The organism is Ruminococcus flavefaciens AE3010 (assembly GCF_000526795.1).
In the GTDB taxonomy this organism is placed as follows: Bacteria; Bacillota; Clostridia; order Oscillospirales; family Ruminococcaceae; genus Ruminococcus; species Ruminococcus flavefaciens_D.
Genome location: NZ_JAGT01000001.1, coordinates 2,562,501 through 2,588,155 on the forward strand (window position 1 = coordinate 2,562,501; position 25,655 = coordinate 2,588,155).

General features: G+C 48.1%; 15 protein-coding genes and 2 rRNA genes (1 of these 17 only partly in view). 6 read left to right on the plus strand and 11 right to left on the minus strand.

Features of this window, described 5'->3' with window-relative positions:
* Window positions 1-955 (plus strand): 23S ribosomal RNA (locus N774_RS0111290); it begins 1,875 nt to the left of the window's first position.
* Between the two features lie 61 nt (window positions 956-1,016).
* Window positions 1,017-1,133 (plus strand): 5S ribosomal RNA (rrf, locus tag N774_RS0111295).
* 83 nt (window positions 1,134-1,216) lie between these two features.
* On the opposite strand, the gene N774_RS0111300 is transcribed toward rrf, so the two are convergent.
* From N774_RS0111300 to rplM, 4 genes are all read right to left on the minus strand, one after another.
* Window positions 1,217-2,758: a diguanylate cyclase domain-containing protein gene (locus tag N774_RS0111300; RefSeq protein ID WP_024861347.1), complete on the minus strand. Its 1,542-nt coding sequence runs from the start codon at window positions 2,756-2,758 to the stop codon at window positions 1,217-1,219.
* Between the two features lie 19 nt (window positions 2,759-2,777).
* Window positions 2,778-3,479 carry a cytidine deaminase gene (locus N774_RS0111305; RefSeq protein WP_024861348.1) on the minus strand — a complete coding sequence of 234 codons (702 nt, stop codon included), beginning with the start codon at window positions 3,477-3,479 and terminating at the stop codon, window positions 2,778-2,780.
* 666 nt (window positions 3,480-4,145) lie between these two features.
* The gene (gene rpsI, locus N774_RS0111310; protein ID WP_024861349.1) at window positions 4,146-4,547 is read right to left on the minus strand and encodes a 30S ribosomal protein S9; all 402 of its coding nucleotides are present in this window, start codon (window positions 4,545-4,547) and stop codon (window positions 4,146-4,148) included.
* Between the two features lie 17 nt (window positions 4,548-4,564).
* Entirely contained in the window at window positions 4,565-4,993 is a 429-nt protein-coding gene (gene rplM / locus N774_RS0111315; protein WP_024861350.1) for a 50S ribosomal protein L13, read from the minus strand.
* 688 nt (window positions 4,994-5,681) lie between these two features.
* On the opposite strand from rplM, the gene N774_RS0111320 reads away from it, so the two are divergent.
* The 4 genes from N774_RS0111320 (at window position 5,682) to N774_RS0111335 (ending at window position 10,964) form a co-directional block, all read left to right on the plus strand.
* Window positions 5,682-7,790, plus strand: a complete 2,109-nt coding sequence (locus tag N774_RS0111320; protein ID WP_024861351.1) for an endo-1,4-beta-xylanase — start codon at window positions 5,682-5,684, stop codon at window positions 7,788-7,790.
* A 470-nt stretch (window positions 7,791-8,260) separates the two neighbouring features.
* Complete coding sequence (gene proS / locus N774_RS0111325) at window positions 8,261-9,703, plus strand: proline--tRNA ligase (protein ID WP_024861352.1); 1,443 nt, start codon at window positions 8,261-8,263, stop codon at window positions 9,701-9,703.
* 382 nt (window positions 9,704-10,085) lie between these two features.
* Complete coding sequence (gene rnhA, locus N774_RS0111330; protein WP_024861353.1) at window positions 10,086-10,526, plus strand: ribonuclease HI; 441 nt, start codon at window positions 10,086-10,088, stop codon at window positions 10,524-10,526.
* 33 nt (window positions 10,527-10,559) lie between these two features.
* The gene (locus tag N774_RS0111335; protein WP_024861354.1) at window positions 10,560-10,964 is read left to right on the plus strand and encodes an EF-Tu/IF-2/RF-3 family GTPase; all 405 of its coding nucleotides are present in this window, start codon (window positions 10,560-10,562) and stop codon (window positions 10,962-10,964) included.
* Between the two features lie 147 nt (window positions 10,965-11,111).
* Here N774_RS0111335 and N774_RS0111340 read toward each other — a convergent pair whose 3' ends face one another.
* The 7 genes from N774_RS0111340 to N774_RS0111370 all read right to left on the minus strand — a co-directional run bounded on the left by N774_RS0111340 (window position 11,112) and on the right by N774_RS0111370 (window position 25,505).
* Complete coding sequence (locus tag N774_RS0111340) at window positions 11,112-12,593, minus strand: leucine-rich repeat domain-containing protein (protein ID WP_242836674.1); 1,482 nt, start codon at window positions 12,591-12,593, stop codon at window positions 11,112-11,114.
* Window positions 12,583-14,844: a leucine-rich repeat domain-containing protein gene (locus N774_RS0111345; RefSeq protein ID WP_024861356.1), complete on the minus strand. Its 2,262-nt coding sequence runs from the start codon at window positions 14,842-14,844 to the stop codon at window positions 12,583-12,585. Before N774_RS0111345 ends, N774_RS0111340 begins: the two co-directional genes overlap by 11 nt.
* A gap of 118 nt (window positions 14,845-14,962) precedes the next feature.
* The gene (fliB, locus tag N774_RS0111350) at window positions 14,963-16,006 is read right to left on the minus strand and encodes a flagellin lysine-N-methylase (protein ID WP_024861357.1); all 1,044 of its coding nucleotides are present in this window, start codon (window positions 16,004-16,006) and stop codon (window positions 14,963-14,965) included.
* Between the two features lie 49 nt (window positions 16,007-16,055).
* The gene (locus N774_RS0111355) at window positions 16,056-18,026 is read right to left on the minus strand and encodes a polysaccharide biosynthesis protein (protein ID WP_024861358.1); all 1,971 of its coding nucleotides are present in this window, start codon (window positions 18,024-18,026) and stop codon (window positions 16,056-16,058) included.
* Between the two features lie 43 nt (window positions 18,027-18,069).
* Window positions 18,070-18,780: a CpsB/CapC family capsule biosynthesis tyrosine phosphatase gene (locus N774_RS0111360; protein ID WP_024861359.1), complete on the minus strand. Its 711-nt coding sequence runs from the start codon at window positions 18,778-18,780 to the stop codon at window positions 18,070-18,072.
* A gap of 342 nt (window positions 18,781-19,122) precedes the next feature.
* Window positions 19,123-21,423, minus strand: a complete 2,301-nt coding sequence (locus tag N774_RS0111365; RefSeq protein ID WP_024861360.1) for a cellulase family glycosylhydrolase — start codon at window positions 21,421-21,423, stop codon at window positions 19,123-19,125.
* A gap of 551 nt (window positions 21,424-21,974) precedes the next feature.
* Window positions 21,975-25,505 carry a YfhO family protein gene (locus N774_RS0111370; protein WP_024861361.1) on the minus strand — a complete coding sequence of 1,177 codons (3,531 nt, stop codon included), beginning with the start codon at window positions 25,503-25,505 and terminating at the stop codon, window positions 21,975-21,977.
* Window positions 25,506-25,655 lie beyond the last annotated feature (150 nt).

A 25,655-nucleotide genomic window follows, 5' to 3' on the forward strand; every position in this document is an offset into this window, starting at 1 on the left:
TGTCAGGTAAGTTCTGACCCGCACGAATGGTGTAACGATTTGGGCACTGTCTCAACAACCCGCCCGGCGAAATTGTAGTACCGGTGAAGATGCCGGTTACCCGCGACTAGACGGAAAGACCCCATGGAGCTTCACTGTAGCTTAATATTGAATTTCGGTATTTCATGTACAGGATAGGTGGGAGACTGGGAAGTAAGGGCGTCAGCCTTTATGGAGTCAACCTTGGGATACCACTCTTGAGGTGCTGGAATTCTAACCTGTGGCTCTGAATCGAGTCAGGGGACATTGTTAGGTGGGCAGTTTGACTGGGGCGGTCGCCTCCTAAAAGGTAACGGAGGCGCTCAAAGGTTCGCTCAGCATGGATGGAAACCATGCTTTTGAGTGCAAACGCAAAAGCGAGCCTAACTGCGAGACTGACGGGTCGAGCAGTAACGAAAGTTGGAGTTAGTGATCCGGCGGTATGTGAGTGGAAATGCCGTCGCTCAACGGATAAAAGCTACCCTGGGGATAACAGGCTGATCTCCCCCAAGAGTCCACATCGACGGGGAGGTTTGGCACCTCGATGTCGGCTCATCGCATCCTGGGGCTGAATTCGGTCCCAAGGGTTTGGCTGTTCGCCAATTAAAGCGGTACGCGAGCTGGGTTCAGAACGTCGTGAGACAGTTCGGTCCCTATCTGTCGTGGGCGTAGGATATTTGAAAGGAGCTGTCCCTAGTACGAGAGGACCGGGATGGACGCACCGCTGGTGCACCAGTTGTCATGCCAATGGCACAGCTGGGCAGCTAAGTGCGGAACGGATAAACGCTGAAGGCATCTAAGCGTGAAGCCGACCTTAAGATAAGATATCCCTTCGTAAGAGTAAGACCTCTCAAAGACTATGAGTTTGATAGGCTCAAAGTGTAAGCGTGGTGACACGTTCAGCTTGCGAGTACTAATCGGTCGAGGGCTTTTCCTTTTTACTTCATTCAGAGTGATCGCCTCGCATTACGCTTTATTCGTTTCAAAACTTCATATTAGTCGGTGCTTATGGCAATGAGGTCACACCCGTTCCCATTCCGAACACGGAAGTTAAGCTCATTCACGTTGACGATACTTGGCTGGTGACGGCCCGGGAAACTAAATCAGTGCCGACACAAAACAGGGACTACCAAAGGTAGTCCCTGTTTTATTTATGGTATAAAGGTTAAGGCTGCCGAAATATCGGCAGCCTTTATGTTTATGCGTTTTCATTTGCGTCCATATCAGAATATGTGATGTGACCGAAGTTAGCCTGAGGATCCTTGTTTATCATATCCTTCAGAACCGTGATAACTGATGAATTTACCTGACCTGACTTTCTTGCAACAGATGCCTTAAAGCCGAAGTTTATCTTGCCCGCAGGGGTAGTCTGGGCGGATGTAAGTCTCTTGTATACATCAGCAGCGTCTTCAAGTATATCGGTATTCTTTCTGTCGGTTTCGTTGACCTGCATAGCGATAACGAATTCGTCAGAGCCTGAGCGGTAGATCTTGCAGTTCTTGAATACCTGCTTGATAACATCTACAGTTCTTACAAGGAGCCAGTCACCGATATCATTTCCGTACCGTGAGTTGATATCACTGAAGTTTGCAATGTTATACATTATAAAGTAGTACGGGCGAGACGGCGGAGAATTGACCTCTTCAAAGTCCATTGGGAATGCGATACGGTTGCTGACGTCTGTGAGAACGTCCTTGAACATAGCCGTATAAAGGGATTCCTTGGTCTTGTTGCTCTTGATGATAGTGGAAGCGAGCTTCTGATTTGCCTTTTCCTGCTTGTTGTTGAGGTATGCAAACAGGAGAGTCAGTGCCAGTATAGCAACAGCGAATATTGCCATGTATGAGCGCATTACTCTTGTAAGCGAGTATACCTCGTCCTTTGTATCATCGATCATGAGGATCCAGTTGTATTTAGGCATATATGAGTAGATCGAGATGTACTTTTTGCCGTCATTTTTATACTGGAAGCTTCCCTCGGAACTGCCGCTGCCGGAGCTGAGCTCCTTGCATATGTTGAGGATGTTTTTGTTTGTTGCGGCTGTACCGATCTTCTTGGCATCGTTGTTAAAGATATACTTGTTATCATTAACATTTATCATAGCATAGGACGATTCCTTTATGCCCTTGATATCAAGGTTGTCCAGATTCTGGACGAGCTCGTTTGTGAATATACCAAGGCCTACAAAGCCTATGGGCTCACCGCTTTCGTCATAGACAGCCTTATACATTGAAACGATCTGCTTTCCCGATGCAGGTGATATGATGATACCGGTGTTGTAAACTCCGTCGTCGCCTGCCTTGAGCAGTGCGTCCTGGAGCTCCTTCTGCTTATCGGGATCCTGACGGGTCTGTATACCTACAGTTCCCGCATTTGTATGTGCGATACAGTGGGTATCCCATGTACCTATCCACAAGCCCTCTACATTGCCTATATCGGCTGAATACTTCTCTGTATAAGCCTGTGCCTTTGATACATATGTTGAGTTGTCGGGGAAACGCAGGATATTGCTTACATCCTCAGCGCGGCTGAAGTAAATAAGAGTTTTTTCAGCGTTCTCAACATAGGTCTGGATAATATGAGCACGTTCATTTGTGATCGTCTGCATGTGGTCTATAGAGTCTTTTCGCGTATTAGAGCTTATTGTTTTAGTAATTCCAAGTGAAAGAATGATCAGAATGACAAGCTGGATTATGAGGATCAACCCGACAGTAGATATTTTTTTGTTTGAACCATTCATCTTTTAATACCTCCCTGAATTACTTTTTGAAAAAGCCAAAGCGCTTTTTCGGCGACGGCAAACTATCCAGAAACTCATCTGTTTCGGGTTCTTCTGCAACTTTAAGCAGGCTGTTTACCCTGTTCTTGAGCATGTCGCCCTTGGCGTTGACCGTATTTGTGTCCATTGATACAGATTCTCCTGAGGATCGTGGCACGGGAGCTGCTGCCAGAGGAGATGCTGCTGTGTTAGTTGCAGGTCTTGCTGCCACTGCAATGGGAGATGCCTTGGCGTGTGCGGTATACTGAGGCTGAGGAGCACCGGGAGCATGACCGCCGTATCTGTTTGGTTCGGGGGTATTTCCCATAGGAGCTGCAAACATACCTACTTCCGATAAGCTTATCATTCTGTCAGGCATCATTATCATGCAGCCTGCATTTGCAGGTGCAAGAGACATGATATAACCGATACAGTTATTGCAGGGGAGCATAGGTGTTCTGCTCTGTGTATTTATAAGGAGCAGTCCCTCGATGATATTTTCCCCTGCTGCCAGCATGTTCTGAACTGCGTCGATCTCCGCGTGGATAGTGCTGTTCATATCAGTGCGGCTTATGCCTGTGAATATCCTGCCCGATGCAGTCTGGATACTGCATACGGTATCAGCAGGAGATATGAACGCACCTGATTCAAGTAATCGTATTGCTGTTGAATGAGCAGCGTTGAAGATAGCTTCTGAATTCATGTTTTGTTTCACCTCTATTCATTGAAGCAGCTTGCCGAAAAGTGTTCCGAGAAACTGTGCAGTGAGAGACCCCATAATCCATATATCTTATTTTACCGAAACACTTAAACTGCATCTTTGTTATACTAAAATTATACACCTTTTTGCATGTGAAATACAACCGAAAAAATACAGAAAAGGTGGATAATTATCGTACGTATTGTATTTAAAATTGTTATATTTTATGAATCGAGCAGTAATAATGCAATATAAAAGGCTAACTATAGGCTTTTGCCTTATTTTATAAGAATATATTAAAAATATACTTATAGTTCATATTCTGCAAGGAATAAGAGTTAATGATTTTACACTTAGTATATTAGTATTCAAACTATATAAAAATCAATGCCTGTTTTTGTGTATGAGCAGTAAAATATGGTTAAATGAAAAATGGATGCCTGTCCGCCGATATATAAAGGGAAACGCTCTTGAACTGTAAAACAGGTGCATAAAAAGAAAAGTACCTCTGCGCGGAGTCCGCGCTGCCTTGCCACGTTGACGCTCGCAAGCTCGCTTACAATTGATAGAAATGTTACTCGTGTATCGCTTACGGTGCATAAAAAAGAAAAGTACCTTTGCATAGCAAAGGTACTTGTAATCTTTTGTGTAATCCCAGTAGGGATAAAATTATCTCTTTGAGAACTGAGGAGCGCGACGAGCAGCCTTGAGACCGTACTTCTTTCTCTCCTTCATTCTTGGGTCACGAGTGAGGAGTCCGGCCTTCTTGAGGGTAGGACGGAGCTCGGGATCGAACTCGAGGAGAGCTCTTGAAACGCCGTGTCTGATAGCGCCGGCCTGACCTGTAACGCCGCCGCCTGCAACAGTGCAGATGATATCGAACTTCTCGATATTGTCTGTGAGAGCGAGGGGCTGACGAACGATGAGCTTGAGAGTCTCAAGACCGAAGTAATCGTCGATGCCTCTGCCGTTGATAGTAACATTACCTGAACCGGGGTAGATTCTAACTCTTGCTACGGAGTGCTTTCTTCTACCTGTTCCGTAGTAGTATTTAACCTTTGATTCGTACATTTAAAAGCACCTCCTGATTAAAGCTCGTAAGCAACAGGCTTCTGAGCCTCCTGCTTGTGATTAGCGTCCTTGTAGGTTCTGAGTCTCTTGAGCTGAGCTCTGCCGAGGCTGTTGTTAGGGAGCATACCGTTAACAGCGATCATCATAGCTCTGTCAGCCTGCTGAGCCATCATGTCCTTGTAAGAGATGGACTTGAGGCCGCCGATCCAGCCTGTGTGCCAGTAGTACTTCTTCTGCTCGAGCTTTCTGCCTGTGAGAACAGCCTTAGCGCAGTTGATAACGATAACGTGATCTCCGCAATCAACGTTGGGAGTATAAGTGGGCTTGTGCTTACCTCTGAGAATGTGAGCAGCCTTAGCAGCTACACGACCGAGGGACTGACCCTCAGCGTCGAGGATATACCAAGTACGGCTTACTTCAGCGGGTTTTGCCAGTGTAGTTGACATAAATATTTCCTCCTGTAATTATATTTTGGAAGGAAAGCGCATTCAGAAACAAGAGGCAGAGCCTCCCGAAGAAGCCATGAGGACCTGCCTCTTGCTTCCCGAAAAAACGCCTGTTCCTTCGCAGTGCAAGAATTATTATACACTATACCAAAGGAGATGTCAAGGGGGTTTTGCGGATTTTTTTAATATATACCCTATTTTCTCTTAAAATCTCTCACTTATGCTCTCTTTCTCTCTCTTTCTCATGTTTCGTTTCAATTTTGGAGAGTAGAAAAAAGGGACAGTATTTCACGGAATTGTGTGCATTTTGATGTAGGGGGAGCCCGCCCACGGGCTCCCGAGCCATTAGCCATTAGATTGTAGGGGCGGATATTATCCGCCCGCGAAAACGGGGCGATGTTGGCATAGCCTCCTACACATGGTTTCGGCATAATCGTATGGTGACCTGCGGACGCCCAAAGGGCGCCCCTACATGGCTGCATTGATATACCATGATTTTATAAAGCGGCATACACGGGCGGATATTATCCGCCCCTACAAGCTGACAGCTGATTTGGACTGACCATTTTTGAGCATGTTATAAAGGCAATCTCACCATTTATTGCTGACTGTCATTAGTCCTCATTGACTTATTTGCACAAATATGATACAATAAATACACAAAAATTTATTTTTGGAGGAATTAAAAATGAGAGGAAAAAACACTAAGAGACTGTTAGCAGGCGTTATGGGTGCAGCAATGGCGCTTACAGCTGCAGTTTCGTCTGTACATGCGGCAGTACCCGCAGATGTACAGCTCACAGGCAACAAATTCGCAGACTCCAAAGAGGGTAAGGTAGTTTACGAGTGCGGATTCGAGAGCGAGGCAGATCTCGAGCACTGGTCAAACAGAGGCGGCGACGACACAACAAAGCTTACCATATCAGCCGATGCAGCAAAGAGCGGCGACAGCGGTCTTGCAGCTACAGACAGAGGCGACACATGGCACGGTCCCGCATTCAGAATGGACGGCTTCCTTGAGCCCGACACTCAGTACTATTTCTCATGCTCAGTAAGAGGCGAGTGGTACACAAATACTACCCTCAGCTTCCAGTTCAGCGTTGACGGCGAGACTTCGTACTCTAACCTCAAGCAGAATATTCAGGCTACAAGCGGCGGCGGAAACAGCTGGGCAGAGATAAAGAACATACCTATCAGCTACTCAGAGGGTATGGAAGGCGTATATGTTTACTTCGAGGGCGGTCAGGAGTCCATATTCATCGACGATGTAAAGATCACTGAGGCAGCTAAGGTGGATATCGAAAGCGATCTCCCGTCACTCAGCGAGATATACAAGGACAAGTTCAAGATCGGTACAGCACTTTCTCCCGAGGATATGTCCTCACAGCCCTTCATGGATCTTCTCCAGAAGCACTTCGGCGAGAGCATCACAGTCGGCAACCAGATGAAGCCCGACTACGTTCTCAACAAGACTGCTACACTCAAATACTTAGAGGAGACAGGCGACGACGAGACTCCTCAGATAAGCTTTGCACAGGCTAAGCCTGTTCTCAACTACGCAAGAAAGTACGGTATCCCCGTAAGAGTCCACACTCTTGTATGGCACAGCCAGACTCCCGAGTGGTTCTTCAAGGAGGACTTCGACGAGAAGAAGGATTACGTTTCTCCCGAAAAGATGAAGAAGCGTATGGAGAACTACATCAAGAGCTTCTTCACAACACTTACAGAGCTCTATCCCGACGTTGACTTCTATGCCTGCGACGTTGTAAACGAGGCATGGACAGACGACGGAAAGCCCCGTGAGGCAGGTCACTGTTCACAGTCCAACAACTACGGCGCTTCCGACTGGGTTGCTGTATTCGGCGACAACTCATTCATCGACTACGCTTTCGAGTATGCAAGAAAGTATGCTCCCGAGGGCTGCAAGCTCTACTACAACGACTTTAACGAGTACATGACAGGCAAGATGACAGCTGTATGCGAAATGGCAGAGAGACTCAAGAAGGCAGGCAATATCGACGGTATCGGTATGCAGTCTCACCTTGACGTAAGGCAGAGCCTTGACGCTGCATTCCCGTCTATCAGCATGTACGAGAACGCATTAAAGACCTATACTTCACTGGGCCTCGACGTTCAGATCACAGAGCTTGACGCTACAGTTCAGGAGAACTCAGGCGACAAATATTTCGACATACAGGCTAAGTACTACAAGAGCCTCTTCGACCTCTACGAGAAGTACAGCGACAAGATCTCAGCAGTTATCTTCTGGGGAATCACAGACCCCAAGAGCTGGAGAGCTTCACAGAATCCGCTTATCTTCGACAAGGCGTTCATGGCTAAGCCCGCATTCAAGTCCATCGTTGAGGGCAAGACAGCTTCCGACCCTGTAAGAACTACTATCGCAGGCGGCAGCAAGGTAACTACCACAACAACAACTTCTGTTACAACTACTACAACTTCCGATGTAACTACAGCAACTACATCTGTAACTACAGCAGACAATACAACAGTGACTACAACACTGCCAAAGGATATGCCTGACGTAAAGCAGTACGGTGACGCAAACGACGACGACGGAATCGATATGGGCGACGTTGTTATCGTTATGCAGGCTCTTGCAAACCCCAACAAGTACGGTATGGAGGGTACAGACGACCACCATATCACAAAGCAGGGCTGGGTAAACGCTGATATCATCGGTACAAGCTCAGGCGTTACAACAGACGATGCGCTTGCAATTCAGGAGTATCTCCTTAAAAAGCGCACATCTCTTACACCTCCGCCACCTGAGGCTTGAGAAAAAGGCGCAGAATTCCGCTGAACCAACATGATATAGCTTATAGGGCTGCACGGACAAACCGTGCAGCCCTTTTTGTAGGGGCGCCCTTTGGGCGTCCGCAGGTCACCATACGATTATGCCGAAACCATGTGTAGGGGCGATGCTTTTTGTAGGGGCGGATAATATCCGCCCGCGAAACACGTTACGTAACAAATGGGACGTCGAGGACGCCGTCCCCTACAGTCGGTCATTTGTGGTTTTATGGGTATTGACGGGCGGCGAAACTCCCAACAGGAGCCGCGACCCTCTGTCAGCTTCGCTGACATCTCCCTACACTGTAGGGAGTAACCCTGTACTACAGGGAGTCACCGCCCCTACACTCTCAACTCTCAATTCTCAACTCTCAACTAAAAATACGTTTGACATTCTCCATAATAAATGATATAATAATTGTATCTATTGAAATATAACGGAAAGAGGTCATATTTATGGCAAAAGATAAAAAGCTGGTATCCGAGATAACCTCTATGGACGAGGATTTCGCTCAGTGGTATACCGACATTTGCAAAAAGGCAGAGCTTATCGAATATACAAGCGTTAAGGGCTGTATGGTAATACGTCCCTACGGCTACGCTATCTGGGAGAATATGCAGCATATCCTCGATACCACATTCAAGGAACTGGGTCACGAGAACGTTTGCATGCCTATGTTTATCCCCGAGAGCCTTCTCCAGAAGGAAAAGGATCACGTTGAGGGCTTCGCACCCGAGGTTGCATGGGTAACTCACGGCGGCAACGAGAAGCTTGAGGACAGACTCTGTGTTCGCCCTACCTCTGAGACACTTTTCTGCGAGCACTATGCTAATATCGTTCATTCCTACCGCGACCTGCCAAAGCTCTACAATCAGTGGGTAAGCGTTGTGCGCTGGGAAAAGACCACACGTCCTTTCCTCCGTTCAAGAGAGTTCCTGTGGCAGGAGGGTCATACTATCCACGCAACAGCTGAGGAGGCTATCGAGGAAACAGAGCGCATGCTCAACGTATACGCTGATTTCTGCGAGAAGTCCCTTGCTATGCCTGTTGTAAAGGGTAAAAAGACAGAGAGCGACAAGTTCGCAGGAGCTGTCTCCACCTACGCTATCGAAGCTCTTATGCATGACGGCAAGGCTTTACAGGCTGGTACCTCACACTATTTCGGCGACGGCTTTGCAAAGGCTTTCGGCATCGAGTATACAGACAAGGAAAACAAGAGAGTTAATCCTCACCAGACAAGCTGGGGCGTTACAACACGTCTTATCGGCGCAGTTATCATGACACACGGCGACAACAGCGGTCTTGTGCTCCCGCCTGCTGTAGCTCCGATACAGGCAGTTATCGTGCCTATCGCACAGCACAAGGAGGGCGTTCTCGACAAGGCAGGAGAGCTTCTTAACGAACTCAAAGCCGCAGGTATCAGAGTTAAGCTTGACGACAGTGAGAACTCACCCGGCTGGAAGTTTGCAGAGTACGAGATGAAGGGCGTACCTGTTCGTATCGAGATAGGTCCCCGTGATATCGAGGAAAATCAGTGCATCGTAGCTGTTCGTTACAGCGGCGAGAAGAAGACAGTCGCACTGGGCGACCTTGCAGTATACGTAAAGGCTCTTCTCGAAAAGGAGATACCCGAGGGTATGTTCAACAAGGCTGCTGAGAACCGCGCAAACAGAACATATGCCTGCACAACTATCGACGAGATAAACAAGTCTCTCGAAAAGGGCGACGGCTTCGTAAAGGCTATGTGGTGCGGCGAGGAAGCCTGCGAGGACGAGGTCAAGGAAAAGACAGGCGTAGGCTCAAGATGTATCCCATTCGATCAGGAGCAGATAAGCGACAAGTGCGTATGCTGCGGCAAGCCTGCAAAGTGCATGGTATACTGGGGCAAGGCTTATTGATCAGCCATTAGCTATCAGCCTTTAGCCATTAGCTTGCAGGGACGGCTGGTTTAATTCGTAATTCGGAATTGTAGGGGCGGTGACTCCCTGTAGTACAGGGTTACTCCCTACAGTGTAAGGAGATGTCAGCGAAGCTGACAGAGGGTCGCGGCTCCTGTTGGGAGTTCCGCCGCCCGTTAAAACACACTATGACATTTGTGGGGACGCCCATTGGGCGTCCGCAGCAATAAATCACAAATGATTGCAAATAACGGGGCGATGCCTATATCGCCCCGTTGGTTTTATTGTTATATCTCGGGCGGATATTATCCGCCCCTACATACTGTATTTTGTGGGACGTCGAGGACGCCGTCCCCTACAATGAGCTAAGAAGGTGAGTAACATAAAAACAGTTGAAATATTCACAGACGGTGCCTGCAGCGGCAATCCGGGGCCTGGGGGATACGGCGTAGTGCTTCGCTTCGGCAGCGTTGAAAAGGAGCTTTCGGGCGGCGACAGCGCCACCACCAACAACAGAATGGAGCTTCTCGGCGTAATAACGGGACTTTCCGCGCTGAAAGAGCCCTGCAAGGTAATACTCACCACCGACAGCAAGTACGTGGTGGACAGCGTAACAAAGGGCTGGGTCTACGGCTGGAAGAAAAAGGGCTGGATAAAGTCCGACAAGAAGCCTGCCCTCAACGTTGACCTGTGGGAGCAGCTGCTGCCCTTGCTTGAAAAGCACGACGTTACCTTCAACTGGGTAAAGGGTCACGCAGGACACCCCGAAAACGAGCGCTGCGACCGCCTTGCAGTCGAGCAGAGGGACATACACGCAAAATAACGGAACAAGACTTACTTAACGGGGAGTGATATCATGGGAATTTTAGACAACATCAAGAATATGATCTTTAACCGCGAGCCCAAGGACGACAGCTTTATGACCGATGACGAAAAGGAGCTCCGCGAGTACGAGCAGTACTATACCCCACAATCGGGAGTTGCCGAGGGAACTTACTCCGAGTTCGTAGTGAGCGATGTGTTTTCTATCACAGGCAGGGGAACTGTGGTCACAGGTACGGTCACAGGCGGAGTTTTTCGCGTGGGCGACGAGGTGCTTTTGGTTCACGGCAATAACGACGGCATACCCACGACTATAGTCGGCATAGAGCAGTTCCGCAAGATATGCGACAGCGTATCCGAGGGCGCGAATGCAGGATTTATCCTCAAAGATGTTGACAGGAAACAGGTATCACGCAACGATATCATCAAGAAGAAGTAACAGCATGGCGCCCAAAGGGCGCCTGCAAGTGAGTAGTGAGTAGAAAGTAGTAGGGGCGCCGTTTCGGCGCCCGCAAACGGGTGCACACTGTGCGCCCCTACACATTTTTGCAAAAAAAGACGGCATAAAGCCGTCTTTTTTATGTTATTATTCTTCCTCGTCGTCGGGAGCGTCGTCCTCAGCTTCATCAACTTCGGACTTCTCGTCAGCCTTGTCCTCGTCGTCGGACATTATCTTCTTGTAGCTTTTCTCCTCCTCGGCTTCCTTTTTAGCCTTTATGGCTTTTTTGGCGCCTGCCGAAGCAGCCTTGGAGCTCCTGCGCATGAGCACTATTGCAAATACCACAATGAGTATTGCAAGTCCAGCCATAGCAGCTATGAATGCCACCTTTTTCAGGTTCACGTCTGTAACTGTACGGGATATATTTTCGGACTTGGCGTACCTTTCGCCTTCCGAGCCCGAGAATACGCTGAGATTGAAGCCATTAATGAGCTGTCTCTCGGAGTTCTCGACCGTGTATCCGAAAGCATTTGTGCCTATGGTCTTGACACTCTTGGGTATGCTGACCTGTTTGAGAGCGTCGCATACGAAAAATGCTTCTGTGCCTATGGACTCTATGCCCTCGGGGAGAATGACCTTGTTCAGCGCCATGCAGTAAGCAAAGGCGTTGTCGTCTATCTTTTTCAGGGTCGTAGGCAGTGAGAGGGATTCTATCTTCTGGTCGAACATGAAAGCTCCGAAGCCGATAGTGTCAAGTCCCTCTGCGAAGTCCACGCTCTTTATCTCCGAGCAGTAGCTGAAAGCCTCGTCCTGTATCTGTGTAAGTGAACCGGGGAAATGTACGGCGTTCAGCTTTGCACAGGTGGAGAATGCTCCCGAGCGTATTTTTTCCACGCAGTCGGGAATGATTATCTCGCCGCTTATCTGAGATGATGCGCGTATGATCTCGGTCTTGTTCTTATCCATGAGCATATCGTTCACATAGATAAATGAGCTGTTTGCGGAAGCGTCCATATCGCTTATGCTGAACCAGCTTCCCATAGCATTGTCGCCTATGGTTTTCAGCGAAGCAGGCAGCCTGAATGAAGTAACTCCGCTGCACTGATAGAAAGCATACTCGCCCAGTGAGGTCACTGTATCGGGGAGAGTTATCTCCGAAAGAGTATCGCACAGTGCAAAGGAATAATCGGGTATCTCTGTGAGAGTTTCGGGTATCTCAATGCTTGTAAGGGACTTGCAGCCGAAAAAAGCATGGTCGCCCATATATGAAAGCTTTCTCGGCAGAGTGACTTCGCTGAGAGACTCGCAGCCGTAAAAAGCATTTTTGCCGATAGAAGTGATAGAATCGGGTATCTCCAGTGTGGTTATACCTGTGCAGTAGGCAAAAGCCTCGTCGCCGATGGCAGTTACAGCCTTGCCGTTTCTGATGGACGGCACCTTTTCAACGATTATAGCGCTGCATTTTGTTATGGTATAGGTGTCGTCGTCGTTGAGCTCATAGTAGTAGGAGCCGTCGTAGAGCGCGTCGCTCACACCCTGTAGATCGTCGGCAGCAGCGCCCATCGGCAGTATAAAGCAGGCAGCCGAACACAGAGCAGCAACAGCTGCGGCAATATTCTTAATCCTCATCTTCAAGGGTATCTTCCTCCTCGTCGGTATCCTCTGCGTCAGTATCCTCGTCCTTTTCCTCCTGACGCTGTTTGCGGCGCTCGGCAGCCTTTTCCTGTTTTTCTGCCTTTTCCTTTTCAGCCTTGTTCTTTTTGAGCTTCTTGCCTGTCAGAACGCCGATGATACCAAGGATAAATGCAGCTATGATGCCGCCTATGGTATAAAGGAAGCCTGTGGAGACATTCTTGCCGAGGACCTCGGTAGTTCCCGTTATGACCTCTATGCCCGCAGATTTTGCGTACTGATAAGCTGTGCTGTCCTTGACAGTATAGAGCTTGAAGCCCTCTATCAGCTTGTCGGCATCTTCGTCGTTTTCCGTGTCGGCATCATCATCGTGATAGAAGCCGAAAGCACAGATACCGATATTTACCAGAGACTCGGGGAGATGCAGGGCCTTCAGGGAGGTGCAGTTGTAGAAAGCGTCAATGCCGAGGGTAGTCAGATTATCCGACAGCTTTACCTCGGTGAGGTTCGTACACTCCTCAAAGGCATAGTCGTTGATAACGTCAGCCTCGGGTATCTCTACCTTTTTGAGGTTCTGAGCGCGTATGAAAGCTGACTGAGCTATTTCCTTTACGCCCTTTGGAGCTATGAATTCCGTTTCGGGCTTTGCAGGCGGATAAGCGATGAGCAGGGACTTGTCCTTGTTGTAGAGCACTCCGTTTTCCGAGCTGTAATTGCCGCTGCCCTCGGTAATGGTGATATCTTCAAGAGCGATGCAGTATAAGAAAGGTTCGTCGTCGTCCCATTTCTGCAGGCAGCCGTCGGCTTTTACGGTCTTTAAGGCTGTACACTCGCGGAATATCTGGCTGCCGATATTTTCAACGCCGAGAAATTCAACGTGTTCAAGAGCCTTGCAGCTGTCAAAGGCATTGTCGCCGATAGTCTTTAAGCTGGCAGGAGTAGTGATCTTTTTGAGGCTGCCGCATTCATAGAAGGCTCTTCTCTTGATCTCCTTGATGCCCTCGGGAATGATTATCTCCGAAGCAGGACAGCTTATATTGAAGCATGAGGTATATATAGCGTCTACCTTTTTGCCGTCAATGGTATCGGGGACTGTTATAACGTCCTCGGTGGAATAGCAGGTGATAAGGGCTACCTGACCGTCAACTACAGCATAATCATAGTCACCCGATCTTGTGCTGTTGAGAGCCTGCATTTCAAGCTGCTTTTCCTCGTATTGCTCGGGAGTGAGGAACGAGAAGTTATTCTTGTAATCGTAATCGGAATCAGTGTCGTGAGCGTAGAGCGACGCAGCAGAGCCCTGCTTTCCCACAATGATGAAAGCCTCGTCCTTTGAAGCAGTCTGACCGCTGGCACTGATATAGTAGCCAAAGGCACAGTAGCCGATAGACTGTACGGAATCGGGGATTATCACCTCGGTAAGTCCCGTGTCAAAGAAAGCGTACTGACCGATAGTCTGGAGATTTTTGGGAAGAGTTATCTCGTCAAGTCCCGTACAGCTTGCAAAGGTACCGCCGCCTATGTGCTCCACAGTATCGGGGAGCAGTACCTCATGGAGATGAGTGCAGTTGGTGAAAGCGTAGTCGTCGAGATATTCAAGCTTTGTATTGCTGAAATCCGCAGATGTCAGATTAGTGGACGCAAATGCGAAGTGCTCGACCTGTTCAAGAGAATCAGGCATCTTGATGTCAAGGAGCACTGTGTTGTAAAAGGCGGAAGCGCCTATTTTCTTGACTGTATCGGGGATATCGATGCCTTCCTCCTTTTTGCAGCTTGGGAAGCATATCAGCTCCGTTTTGTCCTTATTATATAATACGCCGTCAACTGCGCAGTAATCCTTATTGTCCTCTGCAACCTTTATGGTATTGAGCTGAGTGCAGTACACAAAGGGGTTCTCAGCTGAGATATAATTTATGGAAGCAGGAAGAGTGACTGTCTTGAACGGGCTGTTCTCGTGGTCTTTTCCGAGAGCTGTCTTGCCCAGCTCTGTAACAGTGATGCCGTCGATAGTGTCGGGGATAACAAGGTCCTCGGCAGTGCTTGTGCAGTCCTCGATGCAGATATTTCCGTCGGTAGTCAGCGAGTACATGAAATCGCCGCTGATAGTGTAGGTATCAGCGCTTGTTGTCGCCTCTGTCGCTCCCTCAACAAGGTATTCCTCGGCGAATGCGTTTACGGCAGGAACAGCCGAATAAGCGCAGATAAGCAGTCCTGCAATGAAAGCAGCTGTTTTTTTGCGGTCAAACATAAGTATTACCCTCTCATATTTTTTACTCGTAAAGAGCCGTTAATTCTTATACATTATATCATAGTAGGCTTGATATTGCAATGAATTTCACGCAGTTTTCGTAATTCGGCGGCTTTTTTCAGATTCTGCCCACATTATCGCCTGTCAGAGCCGTCAGAAGCTTTTTCAGCGAGGTGCAGCTGAAATAGTCCTCGGTGCGGAAGAGCTCAATGAGCTGCTCCATATTCTCGTCGGAGTACTCCACCTCTTTTGAGTAGTTCTTGGCTATCTCCGCACACTCCTCAAAGCCGCAGGTTCCCTCGGCAGCTTTGCAGCGGTAAAGGCTGCTTATGACGATAACGCTGACCAACCCGAATTTTGCGTAAGCAAGTACCTCGCCGTCGTAAACGCTTTTCAGCAGATAGCGGAATATGAGGTACTGGACTATCCTGCGCAGATAGGGCAGGTGATCGCTGTCTGCGGCAGGAGCCGCCGGCAGCTTCGCCTTACAGTCCTGTATATAGGGCAGCCAGTTCTCGTCAATGGGCTCAAGCTCCTCAAGGCAGCCGAATATAGCTCTCAGAGCGTCCTCAGGCACTGTTTCTGCCGCTTCTGCGGCAGGCATGTCTATGTACTGCTGAGCCTCTTCGGCTATGTCCAGAACGCGGCAGAGGGATTCATTAAGCGGGATAGTCTCGTCGCCAAGTACTGCGAACATCTCCTCGCGCACATCAAGGAGCAGGCTGAGGAGCTCCTCGTCGTATTCTCCCGATGCCGATTCAAATGGGACTTCCTCCTCACACAGGGCAAAGGGACGTGAGAGTATGAGCCTTGCTGCGGCTTCGCAGCAAAGTCCCACACCGCCCTCCTTGAAGGCGCCGAACCACTCGAAATAACGGGGGTGGTCAGAGCATATCTGGCAGAGCTTATCCCCGCCAAGCTCGGTGTATATATCGCAGAGCCCCTGCTCATTGAGAAATGGGCAGCGCTCGTCTTCGGTCAGGGTAAAGCAGCCGTCCTGTATGCTGTTTCTGAGCCTTTCGCCGAATTCTCCGCCCACGCTCATGTAGTATCCATAGGTATCGCTGTCGATGTCTATTTCCCAGCCCCTGCAGCAGCTGTCTCGGCAGTCCCCTGCGATACATCGGAAGTCTCGGCAGTATTGGGGAGTTCTGTATATCATATTGTCCACCTCAAAAATAAAGGGACTGTAAGCCAGTCCCTTTGGAATATCAGTTTTTCTTAGGATAGCGGATATCGTATTCCTCTTCCTGAAGCTTCGGGTTTTTCTTTTCCTTGATAAGCTCTGCACGGTTGAACTCCTCGGGAGTTGTGAACGTGGGAACTATCTCGTGGAGAGCCTCAACAGCCACATCGTTGATGTTTTCCTTGGCTGCGTTGCGTAGCTTTCTCAGCTGCTTGATGAACTTCTCGCTGTCAAGCTCTATCTGCTTGCCGATGAATATGAGCTCGTTGGAGGTCTTCTGCAGTCCCTCCTCGTCCATAAGGAGCTCTTCGCGGAGCTTCTCACCGGGGCGGAGTCCCGTGAACTTTATCTCCACATCTTTATAGGGTACTTTTCCGTACATGCGGATAAGGTTTTCCGCAAGTCTTACGATGTGTACGGGCTTGCCCATATCAAGTACGAATATCTCACCGCCGTTAGCGATAGCGGCAGCCTCCATAACAAGGCTTACAGCCTCGGGGATAGTCATAAAGTATCTTATAACGTCGGGGTGAGTTACCGTAACAGGCTTTCCTGTCTCTATCTGACGTCTGAAAAGCGGTATAACAGAGCCGTGTGAGCCGAGAACATTGCCGAAACGTGTGGTCACGAACTCGGTGCAGCCGTCATGCTGCTGTGACAGATACTGTATTATCATCTCGCAGCAGCGCTTTGAAGCGCCCATGACGTTGGTGGGATTTACCGCCTTGTCTGTTGATATCATAACGAACTTCTTTACGCCGTGGAACTGTGCAAGGGTAGCGGTATTGAACGTACCGATGACATTGTTCTTGATAGCCTCCATGGGCGAGTTCTCCATAAGGGGAACATGCTTGTGAGCAGCCGCATGGAACACGATATCGGGCTTGTAGCGTGAGAATATGCAGTTCATACGGTAGTAGTCCCTTACGGAGGCGATAAGCACCGTCAGGTTAAGGGAGTCGCCGTACTCCATGATAAGCTCCTGCTGAACCTCGTAGGCGTTGTTTTCGTAAATATCTACTATGATTATCTGTGCGGGATCGTACTTGGCTATCTGACGGGCAAGCTCCGAGCCGATGGAACCGCCGCCTCCTGTGACCATGCAGACCTTGCCGCTGATGAAGCTGCGTATCTCTGCGTTGTCGAACTTAACGGGAGCACGTCCCAGAAGATCCTCCACCTTGATATCGCGCATCTGAGTGAGGAGGGGAGTATTGCCGCCGTCGAAGATAAGGCTTCCGATGAAGGGCACTATCTTGACCTTGACATTGGTTCCCGAGCATATATCGAGGATACGCTTGCGCTCGTCCTCAAGGCATGAGGGAATGGCGAAGATTATCTGCTCGATGTGCTGCTGATCCACGAATTTGTGTATCTCATTGGTAGTACCAACAACGGTAACGCCGTTTATCTCGGTACCTATCTTGTTCCTGTCGTCGTCGATGATACATACAGGGTCGTATACTGCGGACACCTTGTCGTCCTCATAGGGCGAATTCTTGGCGTTCTCGATCTCTGTGAGTATCATGCGGCAGGTCTGACCGCCGCCCACTATCATAGTGCGCTTGCGGCTGCCGTCTGTCTTGGACTTGGAGAACGTAACGAAAGTCTCCTTGAACAGCAGTCTGAACAGGCATACCCCGACCATTGTAATGGCTGCCTGTACGGTCAGGAACAGTGCAGGAACGTCCTTGCGTATGATATAGACTATGATCCCTGCTGTAAGGAAGCCGAAAACGACTCCGTGAATACAGGACAGGTAGTCTCTCTTGTGGAAGAATCTCCACAGCTTGCTGTAGGCTCCGAAGATGAACAGTGAGCCGCAGCAGGTCAGCGAGCACAGGGCAAAGCTCATAAGCACGTCGGATCGGCTTATATCCGCTTTAAAGAACGAAAGCACAAAATTGGCAATAAGTGCTGCTGAAATTACGATGAATACATCGGCAAACGCGAGAATTATCCTGCGTATGCTGAATTTCTCAAGTGTTTTTTTCAATTTTCTTCCCCCCATATCAGCGTAAAAGCTGAGTATGTTTTATTTATCCCTCTCCAATTACTTCGTTTGCTGCAGGCTTCAGAAACTCATTTGAAGCCTTTAAAATATCGGGATCACATCTCTCCAAAATAATATCCCAATTAGGTCGGCGCGTGTCCGTGTTATGGGCATCGCTGCCGAAAATGATACTGCGCTTGTCGTCGGTGAGCTGTTTAATGAGCTTTGCCTCTCTCTCCAGCAGGAAAACCTCATTATTGAACTGAAAAACAGCGTCAGTCTGCAGTATCCTTTCAAAGTTCTCGGGCGTATAATACGCAAGATAGCGATGTATATGAGCGAGAACGATAGTCAGTCCGTATTCGGACCTGATCGCGTTTATCTCCTCGGACATCCAGTCCTCATAGTCGCGGAAAGGCAGCTCCAGCAGGATAAGATCCGAATCCTCAATGGCGAGCTTGTCGATTCCGTGTATCTTAGAGATGCCGTGCTCGATGGCGACCTCTGCTCCGAGCACCATATTCGGTAAAGCTATATTCTGCGCAGCAGCAAGGGACTCCATACTCTCATAGGCGTCCTCACGTCTCAGCAGGTACTCTGTCAGGGACCGTTCCTCGTGGGCATAGAAATGGGGCGTAGCAATAATACGCTCTACGCCCTGCTCTTTCATGATGTTCAACATCTCCAGAGAGGTCTCTGCGTCCTTAGCACCGTCGTCAAATTCAGGCAGAATATGGCAATGGTAATCTGTAAGCATATTCAGTTGTCTTCCTTTTGTACTGTTTTGAACTACATATCATTTCCCCGTAGTCAAATCCAAAGCAAAACAAATCTATCGGGGCAATGCAGCATATTTTTTTCTCTGCTGCCGTTTTATTTTTTTACTGACTGCCGCATAATACTTTTTCCTTAAAAATAGCTTAAAAGCGGCGCCGATATAATTATATAACAGTTTATAGCCGTTTGTCAATAGGTAACAAAAGTTAATATTAAATAATATGTAAACTTGGCAAGTATTTTACCTAAATTAGTAATAAAAAAATACAGCTGCCATTGGCAGCTGTATTCAGAGGTATATGAAAAACGTAAAATCTTTTTATTAGCCAACAACTGTGCCTGCGGGAACAGGGAGCTCTGTAACGAGCTTGAGGAGATACATCTGGATAGCAAGTGCGTCCTGAGTTGTAACACCGTTGTTCTCATAAACGTCAGCAGCTGCTGAAGCCTTTTCATCAAGCTTGTACTTGTTGGGGTTTGCAAGAGACTGCATGATAAGAACTACGTCAGACATATCTACCTGACCGTCCTGGTTAGCGTCACCGTTGCCGCCCTTCTTAGGCTCGGGAGCAGTAGTTGTAGCTGTTGTTGTCTCTGATGTAGTTGTATCAGAGGAAGTGATAGTTGTGGTTGTTGTAGTTGTTGTAGGAACAGAAGTTGTAGTTGATGTAGTTGTTGTAGTTGTTTGAGCTGTGTTGACGAAGCTGATTCCCTCAAAGTCAACAAGTTCTGCCTGATACCAGATCTGAGCTTCAGCGGAAGTAAGACCTGCAGGGAATTTGCTCATTGGAAAACTAACAAAGAGAATACCTTTATCGTCAGTCTTGCCTTCCCACTCTATCTGCTCCCAGCCGTCGCCGTTGTAGCCGATAGCGCCGTTTGTATCGGTGTTGGGTTCGCCCTTGATTGTGATAACGAGAGTATCATCTGACTTAGCATTTGATAAGTCGATTGTTTTCTTCTTTGTCTTGTCAACAGGAACGTCGATCTTAACATCGGGAGCATCGAGGATAACGATCTTTTCGATGTTTGTCTTGCCTGGTGTTCTTGCCTGCATATGGTTGATAGTTGAAAGGTCACCTGAGTAAGCCTTTGGAACCTGCTGATCTACGAGATAGTAAGCGATACCGTTAGCTTCGTCAACTGTGTAAGCAGCCATTTCAGACCAGCCCTTGTAGTCCTTATCGGAAACTGCAAGGATAGGCTGATCGCCTGTGTACTTGATAGCAACTTCCTTGCCCTTGAGGTCATCCCAAGAGATCTCCTTACCGGGAGTTGAGTTGCCGTATTCCTTTTCCTTTGCTACATCGATCTCAGCATTCTCGAGGAATACCTTACCTGTTGAGAGATCCTGGTGGTCGTAAGTAGGCATCTTGCCATCGCTGCCCCAAACGATAGACTTATCGTTCATGATCTCCATCATCTTGTTGATGATAGGAAGGTTGTTTTCAAACCATTCGCCTGTCTCACGGTCGATATAGCCGTGTACCTCACCCGGGTTCTGAGTGGGATCGCTGGCATCCTTTTTCTGTCCGTTATCCCAGAGAACGCAGGGGATACCGTATTTCTTTGTAGTCTCGAAGTACTGAGTTGTCCACTCAACACGAGCCTGTGTGTTTCCGAAGTCGGAAGTACCCATTTCGCCGATTACTACAGGAATGTCCTTATTGATGAACATATCGCGGAAGTTCTGGAGGTTGTAAGCCAGATCGTTGCTGAACTCCTTTGTGAAGGTGTCGTGGTAAGCGCCTTCTGCCTCGTTTGTGTTCATTGTGAAGTTGTAAGGAGTATAAGCGTGGATAGAAACTGCAAGGAAGTCGTCATTCTCGGGAAGAACGATCTGATTGAGGAAGGTCTTGTCCGAGCTTGCAACATAGCCGGGGAGCATAAGGAGACGGGTCTTAGCGTAAGGACCGTCCATGCCTCTGATGAGCTTAACGAAGTCAGCCTCCAGCTTGTTGATAACGTCAGCCTCAGCAACAGGCTTTGCATACCACCATTCATGGTCTGTGCCCTTAGCACGGGGCTCGTTCATGCACTCAAAAATGAGGTGCTGATCGTAATCCTTGAATTCTGTAGCGATCTGCTCCCAGAGCTTCATGAGTCTGGGCTTGATATCGTCATAAGCTGTAGCGAGATCAGGTCTGTTGATCCAGCCCTCTTCATGGTGAACGTTAAGGATAACGTACATGTCGTTCTTGTAAGCGTAGTCAACTACCTGATGAACTCTTGCGAGCCATGCGGGGTCGATGTTGTCGTTTTCGTCAAGGTGCTGGAACCATGTTGTGGGGATACGGACTGTATTGAAGCCCTTTGCCTTGAGAGACTTGAAGAGAGTCTCGTTTGCCTTTGCGCAGCCCCAGCAGGTCTCTGTCTCAAGTCCTGCGCTTGCAACGGGGATATAGGTTTTGGGATCGTTGGGATCGGGCTCCTGAGCATAAGCGTCGAGGGTGTTGCCGAGGTTCCAACCCACCTTCATGTTTTCTGTGATCTCAAATGCTGTCATTGTCTTGTCCGCGGCGTCGGAAACGCTGAGCGGAGCGATGCGAAGCGAAGACAGAATGCATGCTGCAGCAGCAGAAATGCTTACGAAACGCTTCACATTCATAGAATTCTTGAACATAAGTATCTTTCCTCCCTGAAAAAGTATCAGTAGTTTTTTTGTTAAGGTCCAGTGCAGTAAACCCTAACTATCTTATAACTAAATTTTAGCATAATTACAAAATATTGTCAAGCCTGTTTGTGCAAAATGCAACAATATTTGCATAGAAATTATGGTGGATTATTTAGTGCAAATGCCAGTGAGAAGCCCGAAAATACGCTGAATTTGTTGCAATAATATTATTTAGGCAGATATTTTTTAAGGTATTGTTTATACTATTTCAAATTATGACAATAGAATTTACATAGAAATAATTTGTTAACAAGTGAGTTTTCATTTTACTATTTTTTGATAAAAATTACCATTAAGGAAAAGCCTCGTATATTGTGCTTGACCATATGCTCGGCATACTTATAGTGCTGTAAGCGATGTACGATCAACACTTTTTATAAGAGTGAGCGAGTTTATGAGCGACAACGCGGCAAGGCAGCGCGGGCTCCGCGCCGAGCGACAACGCGGCAAGGGGGCAGCGTCACGCTGCAAAAAGCCCCCGCAAATGCGGGGGCGTAAGATCACTTCTTCTTTTTCTTATTGCCGTTGTTGTTTTTCTTAGGAGCGGTCTTTTCAGCAGCTTCCTTAACGGTCTCTGCTGCTTCTTCAGCTGTTTCCTTGATCTCCTCGGCAGCTTCTTCCGCTTCTTCGATGATATCCTCAGCGGCTTCCTCTGCCTTTTCCACAGCAGCTTCGGTCTTGTCGGCAGCCTTTTTGAACTCTTCATCGGCATTTGCGATGAATCTTTCGGCGTCGTTCACGACCTCTTCAGCTGTTTCTTCGGCTTTCTTTATGGGCTCGGCAGTTACCGCACCCTTGGATTTGATTATCTCGACCTTTTTCTTGTTGGGGTCGCTTGGCTTCTTGTTCTCCTTGGGCTTTTTGGACTCCTTGGTATCCTTGTCGTCCTTGGCTTTCTTGGTGTCCTCGGGTTCTTCCTCGGGCTCTTCCTCTACCTTTTCGCCCTTGAGTATCTTCTTTGCATTCTTTTTTGCAATGAGCACCTTGTTGTGCTTCTTGTCATATACATAGAAGTATACCAGACAAGCAAGACCCAGTATAAGTGCTATAAGACCCATATTGAAGCCGGGAGGAGTGTACTTCATGGATACGGTGTGGTGTCCTGACGGAACGCGTATGCCCATGAGAGCTCCCAGAACGATAACGGGACCCTCTGTGCCCTCATTGTTTCTGAGTATCTTCTGACCCGATTCAAGAGTTTCTTCCGAGATAAGGCTGTCAACGGTCTTGCCGTCGATCTGTACCTCCCAGCCCGGCTCGTAAGGGATCGATGTCATGAGTATCTGACCGTCCTGAGCGTCAATGTCGCCTACAAGGTAACGGTCGTTGGTCTTGCTCATGTCAAGGTTCCACGGATTAGCCTTCAGCTTCTGGATATCCTCTGTGAAAGCCTCTTCGTCAAGGTAGTAGAAGTTGAAGCCTGCTTCCTTTCTTATCATTATATACTCGTCGGTTCCGTCGTACTGACCGTTCTCGCCTGAGGGCGGGATAGTAAGTCTTATTTCTACCTCGTCTCCGGCCTCAAAGGGACCCATTCTTACGATAGGTGAAGAGTTTGTATTGAAGTATGTGCCGTAGCCGTCATAAGCCTCTGTACCTGACTTCTGACCTCTGTATACGCCGTCCTCGCCCTTTACGGCTACCCATACGTTGGTAGCTCTTCTCATTTCGGAGCCCAGGTGCATATAGATGTTTCCCTTGTGAGGAACAGTTACGTCAACGTTGATAACAGCATCGTCAACACCTGCGTATGCTTCGTAGCAGTCGTGCATAGTGCCGTTGTTGTTGTAATCGTGGAGATATACCTTTGAATCGTCGTAGTGTATATCACAGTCAAAAGGAACATAGTACTGCTTTGGCTCTATTGGTACAGTTGAATAGTCAGCAGTATTGCCCGTCATAGAGCTGAGGAAGTTGTTAAGGCTGTTGAATGGGTTATCGTTGCCGAGACCCGAAAGGATAAGGATATCGTCGTCAGCCATATAACCGATGCCGAGAGCGTTGGGGTTCTCCCAGATATCGATGGTCCCTGTTACATTATTGTCCTTTTTATATGTTGTTGTTAAACGCTTGATGTAAGATGAATCAAGCATTTCCGAGCTTGATATTCTTCTGTCGGGATCGTCAAGAACGTACTTGATGCCGAGTATCGAGTCTGCAAGAGGATTGCAGCCCTCATACTTGGACTCGAAGCTCTGGGTGAAATAACCCATAGTCTCGATAAATGTGATAGCTCTTGAGTTCATTACCGAGCTGGAGTGTGAGATACCCTTGAGACCGTATGCAAGGTCGTCGTTTACCATACGGCTGTAGGTCTTTTCGGCGCGGTAGAAGCCGCCGTCGTATTCTTCAAGCTCCTTTACAACGTCGGGAGCGCTCATGATATCGGTATAAGTGTTCTTGCCCGAGTTGCCGACCTCTTTGTAGATCTTTCTGAATGAGTCGAAGCAGTTGAAGCCTGTTTCAAAGAATATAAGGAGAGCCATAGCCACTGTTATGGCGTTTCTGCCCTTCTTTGTCCTTGAATGGCTGTACATATATACGCCTACAAGGTATATGCCTGCAAGTGTAAGACCGAATGCGATAGTACCAAGCCATATCTGCTGCTTTGCGTCGGAGGAGTCAAGGTATTCCTTGTACGGCAGTATAGCAACGTACTTGTACCTGTCCTCGTTGTAGTTGAAGCTCTTCATCATAGTGCAGAATATTGCAGTAAGACCGCTTATGATACCGCCCGATACGAGAACGCTGGGCAGCGTCAGCTTGTAGCCGTCGAGGTGAGAGAATACCTCCGCAGCCATTGATACAAGAATGAATGAGAGCAGGAATGAATATCTGTATGGGAGCCAGTTAGGATCCTGTCCGCCGTGCCACATCATATTTATGGGCTTGATGAACATACTGAACAGCAGTACGAATACCATGAAGCCGTAGCCGATCTTGTTGTTTCTCTTTATCTTCTTGTTTGCGAAGAACAGCGGTATGAGAACGAATGTGAGCACGCCGCAGTATATCTCGGGACGTCCGTACATACGTGTGCCCTCGTCAACGTTTACCGAGTAATACTGGTTAGGCATGAGACAGGGTACCAGCTCAATGGGGTTGAACATTGCCCTGAGACTGTAATCGGGAACAGAGAAATCGAACTTACCGAGAGCAAGTGCATTGTAAACGGGGAGTATCATTATTGCACTGCACAGCACCGTTACAAAAGCAGCAATGCCCATTCTTACGAATACAGTGAAGTATTCGCTGAGTCCCTTGAATTTCCGCTGTGTTCCGAAGAATACATAATAAAGGAAGTACAAAGCGATGAAAATGGCTATCATAAAGCCGATATAGAAGTTTGCGATGAACATTATCGCTGTGGGGATAATGAAGTTCAGCTTGCGTCCGTCGTCCACCAGATATTCAACGCCGAGGATTATCAGCGGCAGGAATATGGGACCGTCGATCCACATGGGGTCGATGAGCTGGATAACGACATATGCCATCATTGCGTACATCGTTGAGAACATGACAGACTGAAGAGGCTTGAGGTTCTTTGACTTCTGAGCGTATACACAGAAGGTAAGACCTGCTGCGCCCACCTTTGTCATCTGCATGATCATTACGCTTTCGAGGATCATCTTCCTCGGCAGCAGCATTACGATCAGCGTGAAAGGACTTGCGAGATAGTATCCGATGATACCCATGAAGCCGCCGGACAGGTTTCTGCTCCAGCTGTAGAAAAAGCTTCCGTCGCCCCAGAATGCTTTTCTGAGGTACTCGAAATAGTAGATGTACTGACCGTTGAGGTCAAGTGTGAGCACTGAGCGCTCTCCGAATGGGTAGACATCAAAGCAGATGTATGACACGAATGTCAGCAAGAACGGAACGAGAAAAGACAGTATATAGAATACAGGTCTGAACTTGTGTCCGCGCTTCTCGGCTATGATGTCTGCGGCAGTAACGGCGGGTTTTGTGCTGCCGATCTTGTTGCGGGCAGCGGCTGTGCCTGCCTTTGTGCCCGTAGCTTTTGACTTAGCCAATTTTGTTCCTCCTTTATTTCGGGTGGCAGAAGCCATAATACCCGATTATAATACTATTTCTTATTATACTACAAAACGCGAGCTTTTGCAATAGTAAAATTATCATAATATACCAAAAAACTATCTGCGCCGCTCACCTTAAAACAGCCC